At 76.2% G+C, this 17,776-nt stretch carries 21 protein-coding genes; 10 read left to right on the forward strand and 11 right to left on the reverse strand.

The window, feature by feature from the left end; genetic code table 11:
- The first annotated feature begins 219 nt into the window (after positions 1–219).
- Positions 220–918, forward strand: coding sequence for a hypothetical protein (locus ACI79L_RS18740; RefSeq protein ID WP_456938227.1), 699 nt, complete (start codon positions 220–222; stop codon positions 916–918).
- A gap of 2 nt (positions 919–920) precedes the next feature.
- Here the strand turns inward: ACI79L_RS18740 and ACI79L_RS18745 are convergent, their stop codons facing one another.
- Positions 921–1,853 carry an NAD-dependent epimerase/dehydratase family protein gene (locus ACI79L_RS18745; protein WP_456938228.1) on the reverse strand — a complete coding sequence of 311 codons (933 nt, stop codon included), beginning with the start codon at positions 1,851–1,853 and terminating at the stop codon, positions 921–923.
- Positions 1,854–1,982: 129 nt separating this feature from the next.
- Here ACI79L_RS18745 and ACI79L_RS18750 point away from each other — a divergent pair, with 129 nt between their 5' ends.
- Positions 1,983–2,666, forward strand: a complete 684-nt coding sequence (locus ACI79L_RS18750) for a TetR/AcrR family transcriptional regulator (RefSeq protein ID WP_456938229.1) — start codon at positions 1,983–1,985, stop codon at positions 2,664–2,666.
- On the opposite strand, the gene ACI79L_RS18755 is transcribed toward ACI79L_RS18750, so the two are convergent.
- The 3 genes from ACI79L_RS18755 to ACI79L_RS18765 all read right to left on the reverse strand — a co-directional run bounded on the left by ACI79L_RS18755 (position 2,663) and on the right by ACI79L_RS18765 (position 5,100).
- Positions 2,663–4,354, reverse strand: a complete 1,692-nt coding sequence (locus ACI79L_RS18755) for a DUF885 domain-containing protein (protein ID WP_456938230.1) — start codon at positions 4,352–4,354, stop codon at positions 2,663–2,665. The genes ACI79L_RS18750 and ACI79L_RS18755 overlap by 4 nt on opposite strands.
- The gene (locus ACI79L_RS18760; RefSeq protein WP_456938231.1) at positions 4,351–4,887 is read right to left on the reverse strand and encodes an FABP family protein; all 537 of its coding nucleotides are present in this window, start codon (positions 4,885–4,887) and stop codon (positions 4,351–4,353) included. Before ACI79L_RS18760 ends, ACI79L_RS18755 begins: the two co-directional genes overlap by 4 nt.
- A 66-nt stretch (positions 4,888–4,953) precedes the next feature.
- Positions 4,954–5,100 carry a hypothetical protein gene (locus tag ACI79L_RS18765; RefSeq protein WP_456938232.1) on the reverse strand — a complete coding sequence of 49 codons (147 nt, stop codon included), beginning with the start codon at positions 5,098–5,100 and terminating at the stop codon, positions 4,954–4,956.
- A gap of 66 nt (positions 5,101–5,166) precedes the next feature.
- Here ACI79L_RS18765 and ACI79L_RS18770 point away from each other — a divergent pair, with 66 nt between their 5' ends.
- Positions 5,167–5,904 (forward strand): DUF4184 family protein, encoded by a 738-nt coding sequence (locus tag ACI79L_RS18770; protein ID WP_456938233.1) that lies wholly within the window; start codon positions 5,167–5,169, stop codon positions 5,902–5,904.
- A 107-nt stretch (positions 5,905–6,011) separates the two neighbouring features.
- A complete protein-coding gene (locus ACI79L_RS18775) occupies positions 6,012–7,244 on the forward strand; it encodes a PP2C family protein-serine/threonine phosphatase (protein ID WP_456938234.1) in 1,233 nt (410 codons plus the stop codon).
- 91 nt (positions 7,245–7,335) lie between these two features.
- Here the strand turns inward: ACI79L_RS18775 and ACI79L_RS18780 are convergent, their stop codons facing one another.
- The 7 genes from ACI79L_RS18780 to ACI79L_RS18810 form a co-directional block, all read right to left on the reverse strand.
- Positions 7,336–7,632, reverse strand: a complete 297-nt coding sequence (locus tag ACI79L_RS18780) for a DUF1416 domain-containing protein (RefSeq protein ID WP_456938235.1) — start codon at positions 7,630–7,632, stop codon at positions 7,336–7,338.
- Between the two features lie 2 nt (positions 7,633–7,634).
- Positions 7,635–8,468, reverse strand: coding sequence for a sulfurtransferase (locus ACI79L_RS18785; RefSeq protein ID WP_456938236.1), 834 nt, complete (start codon positions 8,466–8,468; stop codon positions 7,635–7,637).
- A 35-nt stretch (positions 8,469–8,503) separates the two neighbouring features.
- Complete coding sequence (locus ACI79L_RS18790; RefSeq protein ID WP_456938237.1) at positions 8,504–8,683, reverse strand: hypothetical protein; 180 nt, start codon at positions 8,681–8,683, stop codon at positions 8,504–8,506.
- A gap of 147 nt (positions 8,684–8,830) precedes the next feature.
- On the reverse strand, positions 8,831–9,160 hold the full coding sequence (locus ACI79L_RS18795) for a TlpA family protein disulfide reductase (protein ID WP_456938238.1): 330 nt from the start codon (positions 9,158–9,160) through the stop codon (positions 8,831–8,833).
- 79 nt (positions 9,161–9,239) lie between these two features.
- Positions 9,240–9,929 carry an LmeA family phospholipid-binding protein gene (locus tag ACI79L_RS18800; RefSeq protein ID WP_456938239.1) on the reverse strand — a complete coding sequence of 230 codons (690 nt, stop codon included), beginning with the start codon at positions 9,927–9,929 and terminating at the stop codon, positions 9,240–9,242.
- 6 nt (positions 9,930–9,935) lie between these two features.
- A complete protein-coding gene (locus ACI79L_RS18805; protein WP_456938240.1) occupies positions 9,936–10,769 on the reverse strand; it encodes a hypothetical protein in 834 nt (277 codons plus the stop codon).
- Complete coding sequence (locus ACI79L_RS18810) at positions 10,766–11,563, reverse strand: alpha/beta hydrolase family protein (RefSeq protein WP_456938241.1); 798 nt, start codon at positions 11,561–11,563, stop codon at positions 10,766–10,768. The genes ACI79L_RS18805 and ACI79L_RS18810 overlap by 4 nt, the downstream gene beginning before the upstream one ends.
- Before the next feature lie 99 nt (positions 11,564–11,662).
- Here ACI79L_RS18810 and ACI79L_RS18815 point away from each other — a divergent pair, with 99 nt between their 5' ends.
- The 6 genes from ACI79L_RS18815 (at position 11,663) to pstB (ending at position 17,679) form a co-directional block, all read left to right on the forward strand.
- Complete coding sequence (locus ACI79L_RS18815; protein ID WP_456938242.1) at positions 11,663–12,433, forward strand: winged helix-turn-helix transcriptional regulator; 771 nt, start codon at positions 11,663–11,665, stop codon at positions 12,431–12,433.
- Positions 12,430–13,368: a mycothiol synthase gene (gene mshD / locus ACI79L_RS18820; RefSeq protein WP_456938247.1), complete on the forward strand. Its 939-nt coding sequence runs from the start codon at positions 12,430–12,432 to the stop codon at positions 13,366–13,368. Before ACI79L_RS18815 ends, mshD begins: the two co-directional genes overlap by 4 nt.
- A 243-nt stretch (positions 13,369–13,611) precedes the next feature.
- Entirely contained in the window at positions 13,612–14,736 is a 1,125-nt protein-coding gene (gene pstS, locus ACI79L_RS18825) for a phosphate ABC transporter substrate-binding protein PstS (RefSeq protein WP_456938243.1), read from the forward strand.
- A 103-nt stretch (positions 14,737–14,839) separates the two neighbouring features.
- Positions 14,840–15,793, forward strand: a complete 954-nt coding sequence (pstC, locus tag ACI79L_RS18830) for a phosphate ABC transporter permease subunit PstC (protein ID WP_456938244.1) — start codon at positions 14,840–14,842, stop codon at positions 15,791–15,793.
- Positions 15,793–16,872, forward strand: a complete 1,080-nt coding sequence (pstA, locus tag ACI79L_RS18835; RefSeq protein WP_456938245.1) for a phosphate ABC transporter permease PstA — start codon at positions 15,793–15,795, stop codon at positions 16,870–16,872. The genes pstC and pstA overlap by 1 nt, the downstream gene beginning before the upstream one ends.
- A gap of 27 nt (positions 16,873–16,899) precedes the next feature.
- Positions 16,900–17,679, forward strand: coding sequence for a phosphate ABC transporter ATP-binding protein PstB (gene pstB / locus ACI79L_RS18840; RefSeq protein WP_456938246.1), 780 nt, complete (start codon positions 16,900–16,902; stop codon positions 17,677–17,679).
- Positions 17,680–17,776: the final 97 nt, after the last annotated feature.

Below are 17,776 nucleotides of genomic sequence, written 5' to 3' on the forward strand. Positions count from 1 at the left end.
GCCGCCCGTTCGGAGTGGAATCCGAACGACGGCATGATCGCCCGTCCGTCGTACGGCGGCGAGCGAGAACCGGACAGTCACCCGACCCCCGGGCTGCCGACACTTGTCCAGTCGGCCCGTGCGCTGCCGCCTCCCGAGGTGGCGCCGCGGAGCGGCCCGGGGGTTGTCCGTCCCTGGGCACGGACCGGCCCAGCGCGCTGAGGGGGAGGAACGGCGGCCGTGCAGACCGCTGGGCGTTCCGCGCAGGCCGGCCGCTGGGTCGCCGAGGCCGTCCGCGCCGCTCCCCCCGACACCGTGGCCGCGCTCCTGCCGGCCCGCTTCCCCGCCTACGCCCGCGTCTTCCACCCCGCCGTCCGCTACGACGGCGACGTCGACGTGCACGTCCGGTGGGACGAGGTGGCCGCGGCCAACGGCACCCGCGCGCACCGCCTCATGCAGTGGCCCGGCGTCACCGGCTCCTGGGAGTACCTCGGCGAGGCCGACCAGCCCGGGCTGTGGAACGACGCCCCCGCCGAGGGCCACCTGGTCGCGCACGTCGCCCGGGAACTGGCCGCGGTCCTCGGGGACCAGACCACGACGCCGGGCGAGTGCTGGTTCGGATGGGACGACGGCGGCGCCGCCGACCTGCCCCGGCTGCGCCTGCCCCGCGCCGACCTGCTGCTGACCCGCGGGCCGGTGGAGCGGGCCGCCGGCAACTTCGCCCCCGAGCCGTACGAGCAGAGCGCCGCGCTGTGGTGGCCGGCCGACCGCGCCTGGTGCGTCGTCACCGATCCCGCGCTCACCAGCACCTACGTCGGCGCGGGGGTGGCCGCCGTCGACGCGCTGCTGGCCACCCGGCTCGAGGTGGCCCCGGCGGGCCCCGCCGACCCGGTCACGCCGGACAGCGACCCGGTCAACGCCGTGCTGCCGCGGGGCTGAGCTCAGGCCCGCGCGGGCTCCGGCGCGCCGACGGTCGCGGCGACCACCTCGTCCCACGGCGTGGCGGTCAGGCCGAAGGCCGCGGTGGTCGCCGTCGCGTCGACCACATACTCCCGGTCGAACTGGTGCCGCACGTCGAGGACCTCCCGCATCACCGGCGAGAACACGCCGGCGGCGCGGAGCACCGGCCACGGGATGCCGCTGACCGGCCCCGGCTCCCGGCCCATCGCCCGCGCGAGGTCGCCGAGGGCCTCGCGCTGGGAGCGGGGCGGCGTGCTCGGCACGTGCCAGGCACGGCCCAGCGCCCGCTCGTCGGTGCCGAGGGTCGCCAGCGTGGCGGCGACGTCGGGCAGGTACGCCCAGCTGCGCGGCGCGTCGGGGTCCCCGACCACCCAGGCGCGGCGGCCGCGGCGCAGCGCCGGGAGCTGGCGCACCAGGTGCGACTGCGCAGCCGGCACCTGCGGCCCGACGAAGTCCGCGGCGCGGGCCTCGGTCATCCGGATCCGGCCGGCCTCGTGCGCGGCCAGCGCCTCGCGCCACATGGCCACCCGGACGCGGCCCTTGGTGTCGGTGGCGGCGAGCGGGCTCTCCGGCGTCATCGGCGCGGTGGGCCGGCCGTAGACGTAGAGGTTGGCCATCGTCACGAGCACCGCCCCGGTCCGCTCCGCCGCGGTGAGCAGGGCCGCCGCGACGGGGGGCCAGTCTGTGGTCCAGCGGTGGTAGGCGGGGTTGACCGCGTTGTAGAGGGCGGCGGCGCCCTCGGTGGCGGCGGTCAGCGCCGCGGCGTCAGCGGCGTCCACCCGGCGGTGCTCGACCGCGCCGGTGGAGGTGCCGCCGCTGCGCGACAGCACCCGCACCCGGTGGCCGCGGGCGGCCAGCAGCTCCGCCGTCGTCGTGCCCACCGGGCCCTTGCCGACGATCACGTGCAGTGCCATGGCGATCTCCTCGTCGCTCCGGCGAGAGCAGTGCTCTCGTTCGGGGACGACGCTCTCCCATCGGGTGGGCGACTGTCAAGAGCGGTGCTCTCTCTTGTGTGCGCCGCTCTTGCCGGGGAGCATGGCGGGGTGCCCACCGCCCGCGAGCGCGTCCGCGCCGAGCTGACCGCCGAGATCACCGAGGCCGCCCGCCGTCAGCTGGCCGAGGTCGGGGCGGCCGGGCTGTCGCTGCGCGCGGTGGCGCGGGAGCTGGGCATGGCGTCGTCGGCGGTCTACCGGTACTTCCCGAGCCGCGACGACCTGCTGACCCGGCTGATCATCGACGGCTACGACGCCCTCGGGGAGGCGGCCGAGGCCGCCGACGACCCGGCCGCGGCGCCGGAGCGGCGCTGGGCGGCGGTGTGCGCGGCGGTGCGCGACCGGGCCCGCGCGCACCCGCACGAGTGGGCGCTGCTGTACGGCTCCCCCGTGCCCGGCTACACCGCGCCGCGCGACACCGTCCCGGCCGCGTCGCGGGTCGGCGTCGTCCTCGGCCGCGTCCTCGGGGACGCCGCCCGGGCCGGCCGGCTGCACGGGCACGGCGGTCGCGTGCCCGGCCTGCTCGGCGACGTGGCGGTCGAGATCCTGGGCCAGGACGCCCCGGGCATCGACGACGCCGTCCGGGTGCGCGCCCTGCTGGCCTGGAGCGCGCTGTACGGCACGGTCAGCTTCGAGCTGTTCGGCCACCTCGCCGGCTCCGTCGAGGACGCCGACGCCTACTTCGAGCGTGCGGTGGCCGAGCTGGCGGCGTTGGTCGGGCTGATCGCCGGCTAGAGGACCGCGAGCTCGGCCTCGAGGTCGTCGAGGCCGAGCGAGCCCTGCGACAGCGCCGCCATGTGCCAGGCCTTCAGGTCGAAGTCGGCACCGCGCGCCCGCTGGGCCGCCGCCCGCCCGGCCAGCCAGGCGCGCTCACCGAGCTTGTAGCTGATCGCCTGCCCGGGCAGCCCCAGGTAGCGGACCAGCTCGCTGTCGAGGAACGCCGGATCGCTGCCCAGGTGCTCACCGGCGAACGCCCGCGCGAGCTCCGGCGTCCACGGCTGCCCGCGGTGCCCGGCCAGCACGCCCTCGGCGTCCTCGGGGACCGGCAGCCGCAGGTGCATGCCGATGTCGATGACCACCCGGATCGCGCGCAGCTGCTGGGCGTCGAGGTAGCCCATGCGGGCGCCGGTGTCGGTGAGGTACCCGAGCTCGTCCATGAGCCGCTCGGCGTACAGCGCCCAGCCCTCGACGTTGGCGCTGACCGAGCCCAGCGACGTCTGGTAGGTGGACAGGTCGCCGGAGACGTATGCCCACTGCGCCAGCTGCAGGTGGTGGCCGGGGACGCCCTCGTGGTACCAGATCGACACGAGGTCCCAGAGCGGGAACCGCTCGCGGCCCAGCGTCGGCAGCCAGGTGCGGCCGGGCCGGGAGAAGTCCTGCGCCGGGCGGGTGTAGTACGGCGCCGCCGCGCTGCCGGGCGGCGCGATCATCGCCTCCACCCGGCGCACCGGCTCGGCGAGGTCGAAGTGCGTGCCGTCGAGGGCGGCGATCGCCTCGTCCATCATCGCCTGCAGCCGCTGCCGGACGGCCTCCACGCCGTCGACGGCCGGGCCGTGCTCGCCGAGCCACGCCATGGCCTCCTTCGGCGAGGCCCCCGGCCGCAGCGCCTGCGCCTCGGCCCGCTGCTCGGCCAGCAGCCGCCGGTGCTCGGCCCAGCCCCAGGCGTAGGCCTCCTCCAGGCCCTGCCCCGCGCCGAGGTCCGAGCCGTTCCACCGGCGGGCGGCGACGGCGTAGCGGTCCCGGCCGACGGCGTCCGGCGTGCCCTCCGCCCGCGGGAGGTACTCGTCGCGCAGGAAGTCGCGCACCTCGGCCACGGCGGCGTCGGCCGCGCGGGCCGCGGCGTCGAGGTCGCCGCGCACGGCGTCGGGGCCGGAGGCGGCCAGCCCGCCGAAGAACGGCCCGGTCAGCCACTCGCCGAGCTGGCCGACGACGGTCGAGACCTGCCGCGGGGCCACGAACAGCCCACGCCGGGCGCCCTCGCGCAGGGTGTCGAGGTAGCCGCGGTAGGCCTCGGGCACCCGGGCCATCCGGCGGGCGACCACGCCCCAGTCGTCGTCGGTCGCCGTCGGCATGAGCAGGAAGACCTGGCGGGTCGAGTGCACCGGGCTGAACAGGTTGGACAGCGCGCGGAAGCCCTCGCCGGCCTCGTGCGCGGCCAGCTCGGCGCCCAGCCGCTCGCGCAGCAGCCGGGCGCAGCGGCGCTCGATCGGGTCCTCGTCCAGCGCCGGGTCGGCGGCGAGGACGGCGTCGAGCTCGGCCAGCGTGGCGCGGGTGAGCCCGGCCTCGGCCTCGAGGCCGGCGGGGCTGGGGTCGGGCAGCCGGTCGTCGCCGGGCCGGGTGCCCAGCGACGTCGCGACGATCGGGTCGAGCTCGCAGACGGCGTCGACGTAGCGGTCGGCCACCTCGCGGGGAGTGGCGCTCACCGCAGCCGCTCCAGCCGGGCCGACATGGTGGGCCGCAGCGGCGTGTCCGCGCCGGCGCGGTCGACGGCGTACATGAGCGCCCCGTCGACGATCCCGTACAGCCGCACGGCGCGGGTGGTGTCCGGCGCGTCCTGGGTCCGCGCGACGACGTCGGTGGTGAGCTCCCAGCTCGTCGTCGTGCGGGCGCGGCCGACGTACAGCTCGAGCACGCCCTCGGCGCTGGTCACCAGCAGCTCGACGTCGTCCTCGCCGCGCGGCCGCCAGAAGCCGGACTCGCGGGACGCGGGGCCCTCGACCCGGCCGTCGTCGCCGATCAGCCAGGTGCGGGACTCGTAGGCGAGGAAGTCGCGGCCGTCGTGGGCGAAGCGGATCCACTGGCCGAAGCGCCGGTCACCGGCGTCCCCGCCGGCGAGCACGCCCTCGCCGTGCCACTCCCCCAGCAGCGGCAGCACCGACAGCAGGCCGTGCGCCACCTCGGGGCCCTCGCGGACGTCGACGGTGTCGGCGACGGGCAGTTCGGTCGGGCCGGTCACCGGCCGGCGTCCCGGGGAGACATGCCCGCCACCGTAGCCCGGCCGCGACCTGCGCTCCCGCGGCGGTCAGCGCCCGCGGGCGGGCCGCCCCGGCGGCGACGGCGGCACGCGGCGGGACCGCTCGGCCGGCCGCCGGGCCAGCCGCCGGGCGGCGAGGCCGCACGCGACCACCAGGAGCACGGCGAGCGCGACGAGGACCCAGGCGGCGACCACGACGCCACGGTAGGCACCCGCCCGGCGCCGCGCCGCGGGACCCGCCGCCGCGGGCAGGATGGCGCCGTGCCGTTCACGGGAAGCCACCCCGCCGCGGTGCTGCCCCTGCTGCGGACCGGCCTGCCCGCCTCGGCGCTCGTCGCGGGGAGCCTCGGCCCGGACCTGCCCTTCTACCTGCCGGTCGACCTCGGCGTGCGCACGCACACCGCGCTCGCCGTCGTCAGCACCGACGTCGCGCTGGGGGCGCTGCTGTGGGCGCTGTGGCACGGCCTGCTGTCCCAGCCGGCGCTGTCCCGGGCACCGCGCGCCCTGGCCGCCCGGCTGCCGGCCGCGGCGGCGCCCGGGCTGCGCCGGCGGCTGCGCTCGCCGCGGCAGGCCCTCCGGGTCGTCGCCGCACTGGCCGCGGGCGCCGCCACGCACGTCGTCTGGGACGCGTTCACCCACGCCGGGCGGTGGGGCGCCGAGCACGTGCCCGCGCTCGCCCGCTCGTGGGCCGGGTACCCGGGACATGCGTGGGCGCAGGACCTCGGCGGCGCTGCCGGCGCGCTGGTCCTGCTGGTCTGGCTGGCGCGGTGGTGGCGGCGCACGCCCGCCGGGCCGGCGGCGGCGCACCCGCGCTGGTGGCTGCCGTGGGCCGTGCTCGCGGGCGCGGCGGCGGCCGCCGGCGCGGTCGCGGCCGCGGGGGCGCCCGACCTGCGGTCGGCCGGGGTCGCCGCGGCGTTCACCGGCGGCGGCGCGGCGCTGGGCGTCGCCGTGCTGCTGGCGCTGGCCTGGACCGCGCGGCGGCTGCCCGCCCGCTCCTGAGGCCCCCGCGCGCGTCGGGCACGCTGGAGGGGTCACGTCCCGGCGGACCGGAGGAGGACGGCGCCATCGACCCACGGACCACGGCGGACGGCGCCTCCCTGCACGAGGTGGAGGCCGAGCTCGCCCGGACGGCGGCCCGCCACGAACGGGTGCTCGCGACCGTCGCCGACGGGATCTACGGCCTCGACCGGGCCGGGCGGGTGGAGTTCGTCAACCCGGCCGCCGAGCGGATCACCGGCCGGCCCGCCGCCGACCAGCTCGGTCACGACCAGCACGAGCTCATGCACGACCGGCGGCCCGACGGCTCCCCGTACCCCCACGAGGAGTGCCCGGTCTGGCAGGCGCTGCGGTCCGGCCGGACCGTCGCCGCCGACGCGGAGGTGTTCTGGCGGACCGACGGCACGCCGGTGCCCGTGGAGCTCATCGCCGTCCCGATGGTGGAGGACGGCGGGGTGACCGGCGTCGTCGTCTCCTTCCGCGACCTCACCGACCGGCTCGCCGCACGCCGGCAGGCCGAGGAGCTGCGGCGGGTCACCGAGCAGGCCGCCGTCGAGCGGGCGCTGTCCGACCGGCTGCAGCAGGCGCTGCTCACCCCGCCGCCGGAGCCGGACCACCTGCAGATCGCCGTCCGCTACCGGCCGGCCGCCGACGGCGCCCGGGTCGGCGGCGACTGGTACGACGCCTTCCTCCAGCCCGACGGCGCCACCGTGCTGGTCATCGGCGACGTCGTCGGCCACGACAGCGACGCCGCGGCGGCGATGGGCCAGCTGCGCGGGCTGCTGCGGGCGCTGGCCTGGGACGAGCAGGAGCCGCCGTCGGCGACCCTGACGCGGACCGAGCGCGCGGCGCGCGGCCTGGCGGTGGGCACCCTGGCCACCGTGGCGCTCGCCCGCGTCGAGCGGCACCCGGACGTGCCGGTGGCCGGGACCCGCGTGCTGCGCTGGAGCAACGCCGGCCACCTCCCGCCGGTCCTGCTCGCCCCGGACGGGACCACCACGCTGCTGGAGACCCGCCCCGACCGCATGCTCGGCGTCGACCCCGACACGCGGCGCACCGACCACACCGCCGAGCTCGAGGACGGGCACACCCTGCTCCTCGTCACCGACGGCCTGGTCGAGCGCCGCGACGCCGACCTCGACGCCGGGCTGGCGGCGCTGCGGGAGGCCCTGCGCGACCTGGGCGAGGTCCCGCTGGAGGAGCTGTGTGACACCGTGCTGGCCCGGATGGTGCCCACGGCCGGCGCCGACGACGTCGCGCTGGTCGCCGTCCGCGCGTTCCCGGAGGACCGGCCACGCCCCCCGGAGGCCGGCCCCCACCGGCTCCCGCCCGGCACGTCCTGACGCCGGGCACGACCGGCCCCGACGCGCGGCCGGCCCCGGACACGACGGCGCCCCTCCCGGCCGCAGCCGGGAGGGGCGCCGTGCGCGCGGACTACTTCTCGAGGACGACGGTCGTCTCGGTCAGCCCGACCTCGGCCTCGACGACGCGCTCACCGCGGCCGACGGGGGCCAGCGAGCGCAGCTTCCACGTGCCCGGGGCGGCGAAGAAGCGGAACTCGCCCTCCGGGCTGGTCACCACCTCGGCGGTGAACTCGTCGGTGGCGTCGAGCAGCCGGACGTAGGCCCCGGCCACCGGCGCGCCGTCGTGCCACACCTGGCCCTGGATCACCGTCTGGGTGTCCAGGTCGATCCCGGCGAGGGCACCGCCCTGCTTCGGGGCGCCGCACATGCTCAGGCCCCCTTCTCGATCGGGACGCCGACCAGCGAGCCGTACTCGGTCCACGAGCCGTCGTAGTTCTTGACGTTCTGCTGGCCGAGCAGCTCGCGCAGCACGAACCAGGTGTGGCTCGAGCGCTCGCCGATCCGGCAGTAGGCGATGGTGTCCTTGGACTCGTCGAGGCCGGCGTCGGCGTAGAGCTTGCGCAGCTCGTCGTCGCTCTTGAAGGTGCCGTCCTCGTTGGCCGCCTTGCTCCACGGCACGTTCACCGCGGTCGGGATGTGGCCGGGACGCTGCGCGCCCTCCTGCGGCAGGTGGGCGGGGGCGACCAGCTTGCCGGCGAACTCGTCGGGCGAGCGGACGTCGACCAGGTTCTGCTGGCCGATCGCGGCGACGACCTCGTCGCGGAAGGCGCGGATGGAGGTGTCGGGCTCCTTCGCCTGGTACTGGGTGGCAGGTCGCGCGACGGCGTCGGCGGACAGCGGGCGGCTGTCGAGCTCCCACTTCTTGCGGCCGCCGTCGACCAGCTTGACGTCCTGGTGGCCGTAGAGCTTGAAGTACCAGTAGGCGTAGGCGGCGAACCAGTTGTTGTTGCCGCCGTACAGGACGACGGTGTCGTCGTTGGAGATGCCGCGCTCGGAGAGCAGCTGTTCGAACTGCTCCTTGCTGACGAAGTCGCGGCGCAGCGGGTCCTGCAGGTCGGTCTTCCAGTCCAGCTTGACCGCGCCCTCGATGTGGCCCTTGTCGTAGGCGCTGGTGTCCTCGTCGACCTCGACGAAGACGATGCCGGGGGCGCCGATGTTCTCCTGCGCCCAGTCGGCGGTGACGAGCACGTCGTTGCGGCTCATGGGGGTCTTCCTCCCTGTGGTGGGTGTGCGGACGATCAGGTGGTCTGGCCCGGGTGGGCCCGCCGGACGGTCAGGTGCGGCTCGCCGCCGGAGTGGGAGCCGGTGGCCGCGTCGAGCGGGGTCGCGACGAGGGCGGCCCCTGCGCGCCGGCCGGGGACCCGCGCGGCAGGGCGCGGGCCGCGCACGTCGACCGTGCGGGCAGGACTCAGGGACATCGACGAGGCTCTCCGGACGGCGGTCAGGGCACGTCTGGGCGGAGCGGGGCCGCCCTCAGGAGGCGCGACACAGGCAGCTGCCGACGCGGCACAGGTCCACTGTGCGGCGCGAGGTCAGCAGGGTGCCCATGCGGCGAGGGTAGCCGATCACGACCGGGTGTCCGTGTGCGCGTCCACCAGGGCGGTGAGCTCCGCCGGGCGCGGGGCGCCGCTGCTGCGGCCCAGCAGCCGGCCCGACCGGTCCAGGTAGAACAGCGTCGGGGTGCGCCGGACGTCGAGCTCGCGGACGGCGTCCAGGTGGCTCTTGGCGTCGACGTGCACGTACGCCAGGCCCGGCCGGGTGGCCTGCAGCTGCTGCAGCCGGGCGCGGGTGGTGCGGCACGGCCCGCAGAACGCGGTGGAGAACTGGACGACGGTCAGATCCGCCTCGCCCGGCCGCACGCCGAGCCCCTCGAGGACCGCGGTCGATCCGCCCACGGGCTCCTCCTCCGTCCTGAGCCGTCCCGCTCGTCCCCCGCACCAACCCGACCGGTCCGGTGCGCATTCCCGGGCGGGCTCAGGGTGCGCGCAGCACCGTGTCGGTGGCCTCGGCGGTGACCTCGACGCCGGCGTCGGCGGGGCGCAGGCCGGTCAACTCCAGCCCGAACGGCAGCTCGACCGGGTAGCGCAGGTCGAGCAGGTCGCCCGCCCGGTCGACGACGACGTCGGGCACGTCGACGCCGGCCGCGTCGGCCTCCTCGACGTCGACCACGAGGTCCTGGCCGTCCAGCGACACCGTGCCCACGGCGGTGAGGGGGACGGTGTAGCCGAGCACCTCCACGGTCCGGGTGACGCGCAGCCCGTCGCCCTCGCGGGCCACGGTGGTGTCGCCGCCGAGCTGCTGCGCGAGCAGCGCGTAGGACAGCGTCGCCGTGCCGTCGACCCGGTCCACCGGCACCTCGCGCACCGCCCCCGACAGCGCGTCGGACAGCGGCACGTGCGCCCCGCGCAGCCGGACGTCGGCGGTGGTCCCCTCCGGCTGCCGGAGCTCGGCGGCGGTCAGCGAGATGCGGACGTCGTCGTACGTGCCCGACACCGCCTGGGTGAGGAAGGGCCAGCCCCGGACGTCGACGTCGGGCGTCCCGGCGAGCCCACCGGCGTCCCGCAGCGCCTCGGCGACCCGGTCCTCGGCGACGCCCTCGGCGACCGGGTCGGCGACCAGCGCGAGGACGACGACCAGCGCGAGGACGACGAGGAGCGCGCGCACCGGGCCTCAGACGGCGGCGAGGGCCAGCAGCACCGGCGCGCAGACGGCCAGCGGCAGCACGGCCTCGACCGCCACCCCGGCGACGGCCGCACCGCGGCGCCGCTCCCCGGCGTCGCCCACCGCGAACGAGGCGGCGGTCCCGGCGAGCCCGGCGACCAGGCCGAGCACCAGGCCGGTCGCGATGCCGCCGACCACGTCGGCCGTCCCCCCGGTGCCGCGCGCGACCAGCGTGACGACGACCCCGGTCGCCACGGCGAGCAGCAGCCCTGCCACGCCGCGGTCGGCGCCGGGGGCCACCGCGGGGCGGGGCAGCGCGGCGTCGGCGAGGTGCGCGACGACCAGCGCGGCGCCGGCGGCCAGCAGCGGCGCGGCGGCGACCTCGCCGTCGTCGCCGGCGACGTCGGGCAGCAGCAGGAGCGCCAGCGCGCACACGGCGGAGACCAGCACCGCGACGCTGCCCAGCGAGCCGACGACGTCGGTGCGCGGCGGCCGGCGCAGCATCTGGTGCAGCACCGCGACGATCAGCGCGGGCCCGACGACGGCCAGCAGCAGCCCCGGGCCGGGCCGGTCGCCGTCGCCGGCGAGCAGGTCCACGGCGAGGTCGGCGCCGACGGCGGCCGCGACCCCGACCACCGCGACGCCCGCCGCCCCGGCCGGCGCCGTGGCGGCTCCCCAGCCCGCGACGAGGAGCGCCTGCAGCCCGAGGACGGCGGCCAGGCGGCCGGACTCCCCGAGCAGGTCGGGCGCGAGCAGCACCAGGGCGACGGCGGCACCGGCGACGACGGCCGCGGCGGCGTGCCGCGCGCGGGCGGCCGGCGGGGAGTCCAGCGCCGTGGTCACGTCCCCTCCTGCCCGGGACCGCCCGGCGCCCCCGTCGGCGCCGGCACGTCCCGCTCGCCCCCGATCGTCGCAGACGCCCAGCGCCCGACGCGCTCGACGAGCGGAGCGGTGAGGGCGCTCTCGGCGTGTCCGAAGCCGGGGACCACCCACGCGGTCGCCGTCGGGCCGGCCGCCCGCGCCAGCGCGCGGGCGTGCTCCAGCGGGAAGTAGGCGTCCCGGTCGCCGTGCACGAGCAGCAGCGGCGTCGGCGCGATCCGGGCGACCGCCTCCAGCGGCGAGGACGGCACCGTCTCCCACGGCGGCGCCAGGCGGACGCCGAGCAGGCGCGCGCCGGCCCGCCGGCCGAGCGTCGTCTCCAGCAGCCAGTGCACGCGGCGCATGGGCGGGGTGTCGCGCACGTACCAGCGGCTGACCGCGCTGACGGCGACCACCGCGTCGGGCCGGTGCCGGCCGTGCGCCGCCTGCCGCAGCACCGCGCCGCCGCCCATCGACAGCCCGAGGGTCACCACCGCGCCCGCGCCGTCGGCCCGCGCGGCGGCCACCGCCGCGTCGACGTCGCGCAGCTCGTCGTCGCCCCCGGCCCCCGTGCCGCCACCGGACCGGCCGTGCCCGCGGAAGTCCAGGGCGCGCACCTCGCCGAACCGGGACAGCCAGCCGGCCATCCGCCGGAACGGCGGGTAGGCGGTCGAGTTGGTGAACCCGTGCGCCACGACGAAGACGAGGTCCGTCGCCGGCCCCGAGGCCGGGACGACGACGCCCGCGAGCCGCACGCCGTCCTCGGTGCGGACCGTCACCGGACGCGCTCGGGTGACCTCGGAGGGAACGGGACGCACGTCGGCTATCCTGCGGTCTCGGTTCGACAGCGCCGTCGATGCCCTCCCCGAGGAGACGACATGCGACTCGTGCTCATGACCGCGGCGCGTCAGGCGACCACCGAGGTGCTGCCCGCGCTGGGGCTGCTCGGCCACCAGGTCCGCGTCGTGGCCCCCGAGCTGTCCAGCCTGCTCGACGGCGACTCCGGCGACGTGGTGCTCGTCGACGCCCGCCACGACCTCATCCAGGCCCGCACGCTGTGCAGCCTGCTGTCCTCGACCGGGGTGGCCTCCGCCCTGGTCGCGGTCCTGTCCGAGGGCGGGCTGGTCGCGCTGTCGGCCGACTGGGGCGTCGACGACGTCCTGCTCGACACCGCCGGACCGGCCGAGGTCGACGCGCGGCTGAAGTGGGCCACCGCCCGCTGGCTCGCCGCGACCACGCCCGCCGACGGCGCCGACGGCGGCGTCACCCAGGCCGGCGAGCTGGTCATCGACGAGCACAGCTACTCGGCGAAGCTGCGCGGCCGCCCGCTCGACCTCACCTACAAGGAGTTCGAGCTCCTCAAGTACCTCGCCCAGCACCCGGGCCGGGTGTTCTCCCGCGCCCAGCTGCTGCAGGAGATCTGGGGCTACGACTACTTCGGCGGCACCCGCACCGTCGACGTCCACGTGCGGCGGCTGCGCGCCAAGCTCGGCACCGAGCACGAGGCACTGATCGGCACCGTCCGCAACGTCGGCTACAAGCTCGACCAGCAGGTGGCCGACGCGACCGCCGCGGCCGCCCGCGCCGAGGCCGAGCGGTCGGCGAACACGGTGGCCGAGGCCTCCCCCACCACCGCCCCGCTGCTCTGAGCGCCGCCGCCGTCTCCGACGCCGCCGGGCTCGATCCCGCGCGGACCGCTGCCGTCCTCGCGCTGCTGCGGGCGGCCGCGGCGGCCGACGGCGCGCGCCCGCTGTCCGAGGAGGCCGAGCTGCGGCTGCAGCACGGCGGTCCGCCCGGCGGCCGCGACGTCGTCGCCACCGACGACGACGGCGGGCTGACCGGCTACGCCCGGCTCGAGCTCGGCGACGGCACCGGGGACGCCGAGGCCGAGCTGGTCGTCGCGCCCGCGGCCCGGGAGCGCGGGGTGGGCGGCGCGCTGCTGACCCGGCTCGAGGAGCTCGCCGCCGGCCGGCCGCTGCGGGTCTGGGCGCACGGCGACCTTCCGGCCGCCACCGCACTGGCCGGCGCCCGCGGCTACACCCGGGCGCGCGTGCTGCTGCAGATGCGCCGCCCGCTCACCGACGCCGACCTCGACGCGCCCGCCCCCCTGCCGCCGGACGTGTCCGTGGCCGCGTTCCGCCCCGGCCGGGACGAGGCCGCGTGGCTGCGGCTCAACGCGCGGGCCTTCGCCGCCCACCCCGAGCAGGGCGCCTGGACGCCGGAGGACCTGCGGCTGCGCGAGGCCGAGCCCTGGTTCGACCCGGCCGGCTTCCTGCTGGCCTGGCGCGGCGACCCCGACGCCGGCGGCACGCTGCTCGGCGCGCACTGGACGAAGGTGCACACGCCCGGCGACGCCGGCCCGGACGCCGTCGGCGAGGTGTACGTGCTGGGCATCGACCCCGACGCCCAGGGGCTCGGGCTCGGCCGGGCGCTGACCGGGCGCGGCCTGGCGCACCTGCGCGCACGCGGCTTGGACGAGGTGCTCCTCTACACCGAGGAGGACAACACCGCGGCGGTCACGCTCTACGAGCGCACCGGCTTCACGCGGTACGCCGTCGACGTCTCCTGGCGCCGCGTCCCCTGACCCCGGGTCCGCGGCACAAATGGCCATTTCTGCCGCACCGGGACAGCCCGCCGCCACCTGAAACGCGCGGGTTCACCTGCCGGACGTGATGCTGTCCTCGCCCGGTCGGGAAAGGCTCGACCGGCGTTCACCGGGCGTTCATCGAGCGACCCGGGACCGGCCACCTGGGCTGCCTACCGTCTCCTTCCGTTGGTCCTCCCCTGCCCGGCATCGAGGTCCGGGCACCTCCGGAAAGGCACTGGCTTGAAGCTCAGCACCCGGTCGCGCGCAGTCGTCCTCAGCACGGCGCTGACCAGCACCCTCGCGCTCGCCGCGTGTGGCGCCGCGAACGAGTCCGGCAGCTCCTCGGGCGGCAGCGACGGCGGCAGCGGCGCGAGCGCCGCTGAGCTCAGCGGCGACCTCGTCGGCGCCGGCTCCAGCGCCCAGCAGGCGGCGATGGAGGCCTGGCAGGCCGGCTTCCAGGGCGAGTACCCCGACGTCCAGTTCAGCTACGACCCGGCCGGCTCCGGCGCGGGCCGCGAGCAGTTCATCGAGGGCCGGGCCGACTTCGCCGGCTCCGACGCCGCGCTGGACGAGGAGGAGCTCACCGCCGCGCAGGAGCGCTGCGGCGGCGGCGAGGTCTTCGAGCTGCCCAACTACATCTCGCCGATCGCGGTGATCTTCAACCTCGAGGGCGTCGACTCCCTCAACCTCTCGCCCGACGTGATCGCCCGGATCTTCACCGGCCAGATCACCACCTGGAACGACCCGGCGATCGCCGAGGCCAACCCGGACGCCCAGCTGCCCGACACGGCGATCACCCCCGTGCACCGCGCCGACGACTCGGGCACCACGGACAACTTCACCGACTACCTGTTCCAGGCCGCCGGTGACGTGTGGACCTCCGAGCCCGACGGCGTGTGGCCGCTGCCCGGTGGCGAGGCCGCCAACGGCACCTCCGGCGTCGTGGGCGTCGTCGAGAGCACGGCCGGTGCCGTGACCTACGCCGACGCCAGCCGCGCCGGCGAGCTCGGTGTCGCCAGCGTCGGCGTCGGCGAGGAGTTCGTCGCCCCGTCGGCCGAGGCCGCCGCGGCCGTCGTCGAGAACTCCCCCGCGGTCGAGGGCCGCGGCGAGTACGACTTCGCCGTGGAGGTCAACCGGCAGACCGAGGGCGCGGGTGAGTACCCGATCGTCCTGGTCAGCTACCACATCGGCTGCGTCGAGTACGACGAGCAGGCGACCGCCGACAATGTCAAGGCCTTCATGTCCTACGTGATCAGCGAGGACGGCCAGCAGGCCGCCGCCGACAACGCCGGCAGCGCGCCGATCTCCGACACCCTGCGCGAGCAGGCCCAGCCCGCGGTCGACGCCATCGCGGCCGCCGGCTGACACAGCACCCACACCCGGTGGCCCGGGGCGTCGACCGACGCCCCGGGCCGCCGCCCCGCCCGGAGACGGGCTCCCCGCACCACCGATCGACCCCGGAGCAACGGTGACCGCCACGAAGGCCCCGACCCCACCCCCGTCGCAGCAGCGCGCCGTGCGCCGGGCGGGGGACCGCATCTTCGCCGGCAGCGCCAAGGGCTCCGGCATCTTCATCCTGCTGGTGCTCGCCGGCGTGGCCGCCTTCCTCATCAGCGAGGCGGTCCCCGCCCTCACCGCGCCGGCGGAGGACATCCCCGGCGGCGAGGGCCTGGGCAGCTACATCGCCCCCCTGATCCTCGGCACGCTCCTCGGCGCCGTCCTCGCCCTGGTCGTGGCCACGCCGCTCGCGGTGGGCATCGCGCTCTTCGTCACCTACTACGCACCGCGCCGCATCGCGGCCGGCCTCGGCTACGTGATCGACCTGCTCGCGGCCATCCCGAGCGTCGTCTACGGCTTCTGGGGGCTCGCGGTCCTCGCGCCGGCGCTGGTGCCGTTCCACGTGTGGGCCGCGGACAACCTGGGCTGGCTCCCGTTCTTCGCCGGGCCGGCCTCCACCAGCGGCCGCACGATGCTCACCGTCGGCCTGGTCCTCGCGGTCATGATCCTGCCGATCATCTCGGCCATCTCCCGCGAGGTCTTCAGTCAGGCCCCGGCGCTGCACCGCGAGGCCGCGCTCGCCCTCGGCGCGACGCGCTGGGAGATGATCAAGATGGCGGTGCTGCCCTACGGCAAGTCCGGCGTCATCGCCGGCGCGATGCTCGGCCTGGGCCGCGCGCTCGGCGAGACGATGGCGGTGGCCATCGTGCTGTCGGGTGGCGCCGGCGCCACGCTCAACCTGATCAGCAGCTCGAACCCCTCGACGATCGCGTCGAACATCGCCCTGCGCTTCCCCGAGGCCACCGGGCTGGGGATCAACACCCTGATCGCCAGCGGCCTGGTGCTGTTCGTCATCACCCTCGCGGTCAACATGCTCGCCCGCTGGATCGTCAACCGGCGCGCCGACTTCTCCGGAGCCAACTGATGAGCACCTCCACGCAGTCGACGCTGCAGGTCGCCCCCGACCCGTCCGGCCCGGTCCCCCGCCGCTCCCGCCTCCCCCGGTTCGCCCCGCTGGGGCTCTACGCCGCCGGCATCGCCGTCGGGGCGCTCCTGTCGGCGCTCACCGGCTTCAGCGTCGCGCTGACGGTCGTCTACGGCGCCGTCCTGGGCACCCTGGCCGTGTACGTCGGGTCCCGGGTCGTCGAGGGGTCGCGCAAGGCCGCCGACCGCCTGGTCACCGCGCTGGTGACCACCGCCTTCGCGATCGCGATGATCCCGCTGGTGTCGCTGGTCTACACGGTGCTCGAGAAGGGCCTGGCTCGCTTCGACGCCATGTTCTTCACCAACTCGATGTTCCGGGTCGTGGGTGAGGGCGGCGGCGCCTACCACGCCATCCTCGGCACGCTGATCATCACCGCGGTGACCGCGGTGATCTCGGTGCCGATCGGCCTGCTGACCGCGATCTACCTCGTCGAGTACGGCACCGGCCGGCTGAAGAAGGCGATCACGTTCTTCGTCGACGTCATGACCGGCATCCCGTCGATCGTCGCCGGCCTGTTCGCCTTCGCGCTGTTCACGCTGCTGTTCGGCAACGACGTCCGGCTCGGCCTCATGGGGTCCGCGGCCCTCTCGGTGCTCATGATCCCGGTCGTCGTCCGCTCCTGCGAGGAGGTCCTCAAGCTCGTCCCCAACGAGCTGCGCGAGGCCAGCTACGCCCTGGGCGTGCCCAAGTGGCGGACGATCGTCAAGGTCGTCCTGCCGACCGCCGTCGCCGGCCTCGGCACCGGCATCACCCTCGCCGTGGCCCGCGTCATCGGCGAGACCGCGCCCCTGCTCATCACCGTCGGCCTGATCACCGGCACGAACCTCAACCCGTTCGACGGGCGGATGGCGACGCTCCCGGTGTTCGCCTACTACCAGCTCACGCAGCCGGGTACCGACACCCAGGCGTTCCTCGACCGGGCCTGGACGGCGGCACTCGTCCTCATCATCCTGGTGATGGTCCTCAACGTCGTGGCCCGCCTGATCAGCCGTTTCTTCGCCCCCAAGACCGGTCGCTGACCCCCCCCCGACCCGGAGGATCCCCCCGTGGCCAAGCGCATCGAGGTCTCCGACCTCAACATCTACTACGGCAACTTCCTCGCCGTGGAGGGCGTGAACGTCTCCATCGAGCCGCGCAGCATCACCGCGCTGATCGGGCCGTCGGGCTGCGGGAAGTCGACCTTCCTGCGCTCGCTGAACCGCATGCACGAGGTCATCCCCGGCGCCCGCGTCGAGGGCAAGGTCGTCATGGACGGCCAGGACCTCTACGGCGCCGACACCGACCCGGTGGACGTCCGCCGGCAGATCGGCATGGTCTTCCAGCGGCCCAACCCGTTCCCGACGATGTCGATCTACGACAACGTCATCGCCGGCAACCGGCTCAACAACAAGCGGATGAAGAAGTCCGAGGCCGACGAGCTCGTCGAGCGCTCGCTGCGCGGCGCCAACCTGTGGGACGAGGTCAAGGACCGGCTGGGCCGCCCCGGCTCGGGCCTGTCGGGCGGTCAGCAGCAGCGGCTGTGCATCGCCCGCGCGATCGCCGTCGAGCCCGACGTGCTGCTCATGGACGAGCCCTGCTCGGCCCTCGACCCGATCTCCACGCTGGCCATCGAGGACCTGATGACCGAGCTCAAGGAGCGGTTCACCATCGTCATCGTCACGCACAACATGCAGCAGGCGGCGCGGGTGAGCCAGTCCACCGGCTTCTTCAACCTCAACGGCGTGGGCCAGCCCGGCCGGCTCATCGAGTTCAACCCGACCGAGAAGATCTTCAGCAACCCCGACCAGAAGGCGACCGAGGACTACATCTCCGGCCGCTTCGGGTGAGGAGGGACCCCCTCGCCCCCCCGCCGCTCGCGAGCTCGCGGCGGGACCCTGCGAGGGGGCCACGACCGTCCGCGGGCCCGGTCAGCTGCTGCTGACC

This window comes from Geodermatophilus sp. SYSU D00684 (assembly GCF_054050455.1).

Coding starts and splice junctions, on each gene's coding strand:
- pstA (WP_456938245.1), top strand. CDS start 15,793: ATGAGCACCTCCACGCAGTCGACGCTGCAGGTCGCCCCCGACCCGTCC.
- ACI79L_RS18785 (WP_456938236.1), bottom strand. CDS start 8,468: ATGAGCCGCAACGACGTGCTCGTCACCGCCGACTGGGCGCAGGAGAAC.
- ACI79L_RS18745 (WP_456938228.1), bottom strand. CDS start 1,853: ATGGCACTGCACGTGATCGTCGGCAAGGGCCCGGTGGGCACGACGACG.
- ACI79L_RS18790 (WP_456938237.1), bottom strand. CDS start 8,683: ATGTCCCTGAGTCCTGCCCGCACGGTCGACGTGCGCGGCCCGCGCCCT.
- ACI79L_RS18815 (WP_456938242.1), top strand. CDS start 11,663: ATGCGACTCGTGCTCATGACCGCGGCGCGTCAGGCGACCACCGAGGTG.
- ACI79L_RS18780 (WP_456938235.1), bottom strand. CDS start 7,632: ATGTGCGGCGCCCCGAAGCAGGGCGGTGCCCTCGCCGGGATCGACCTG.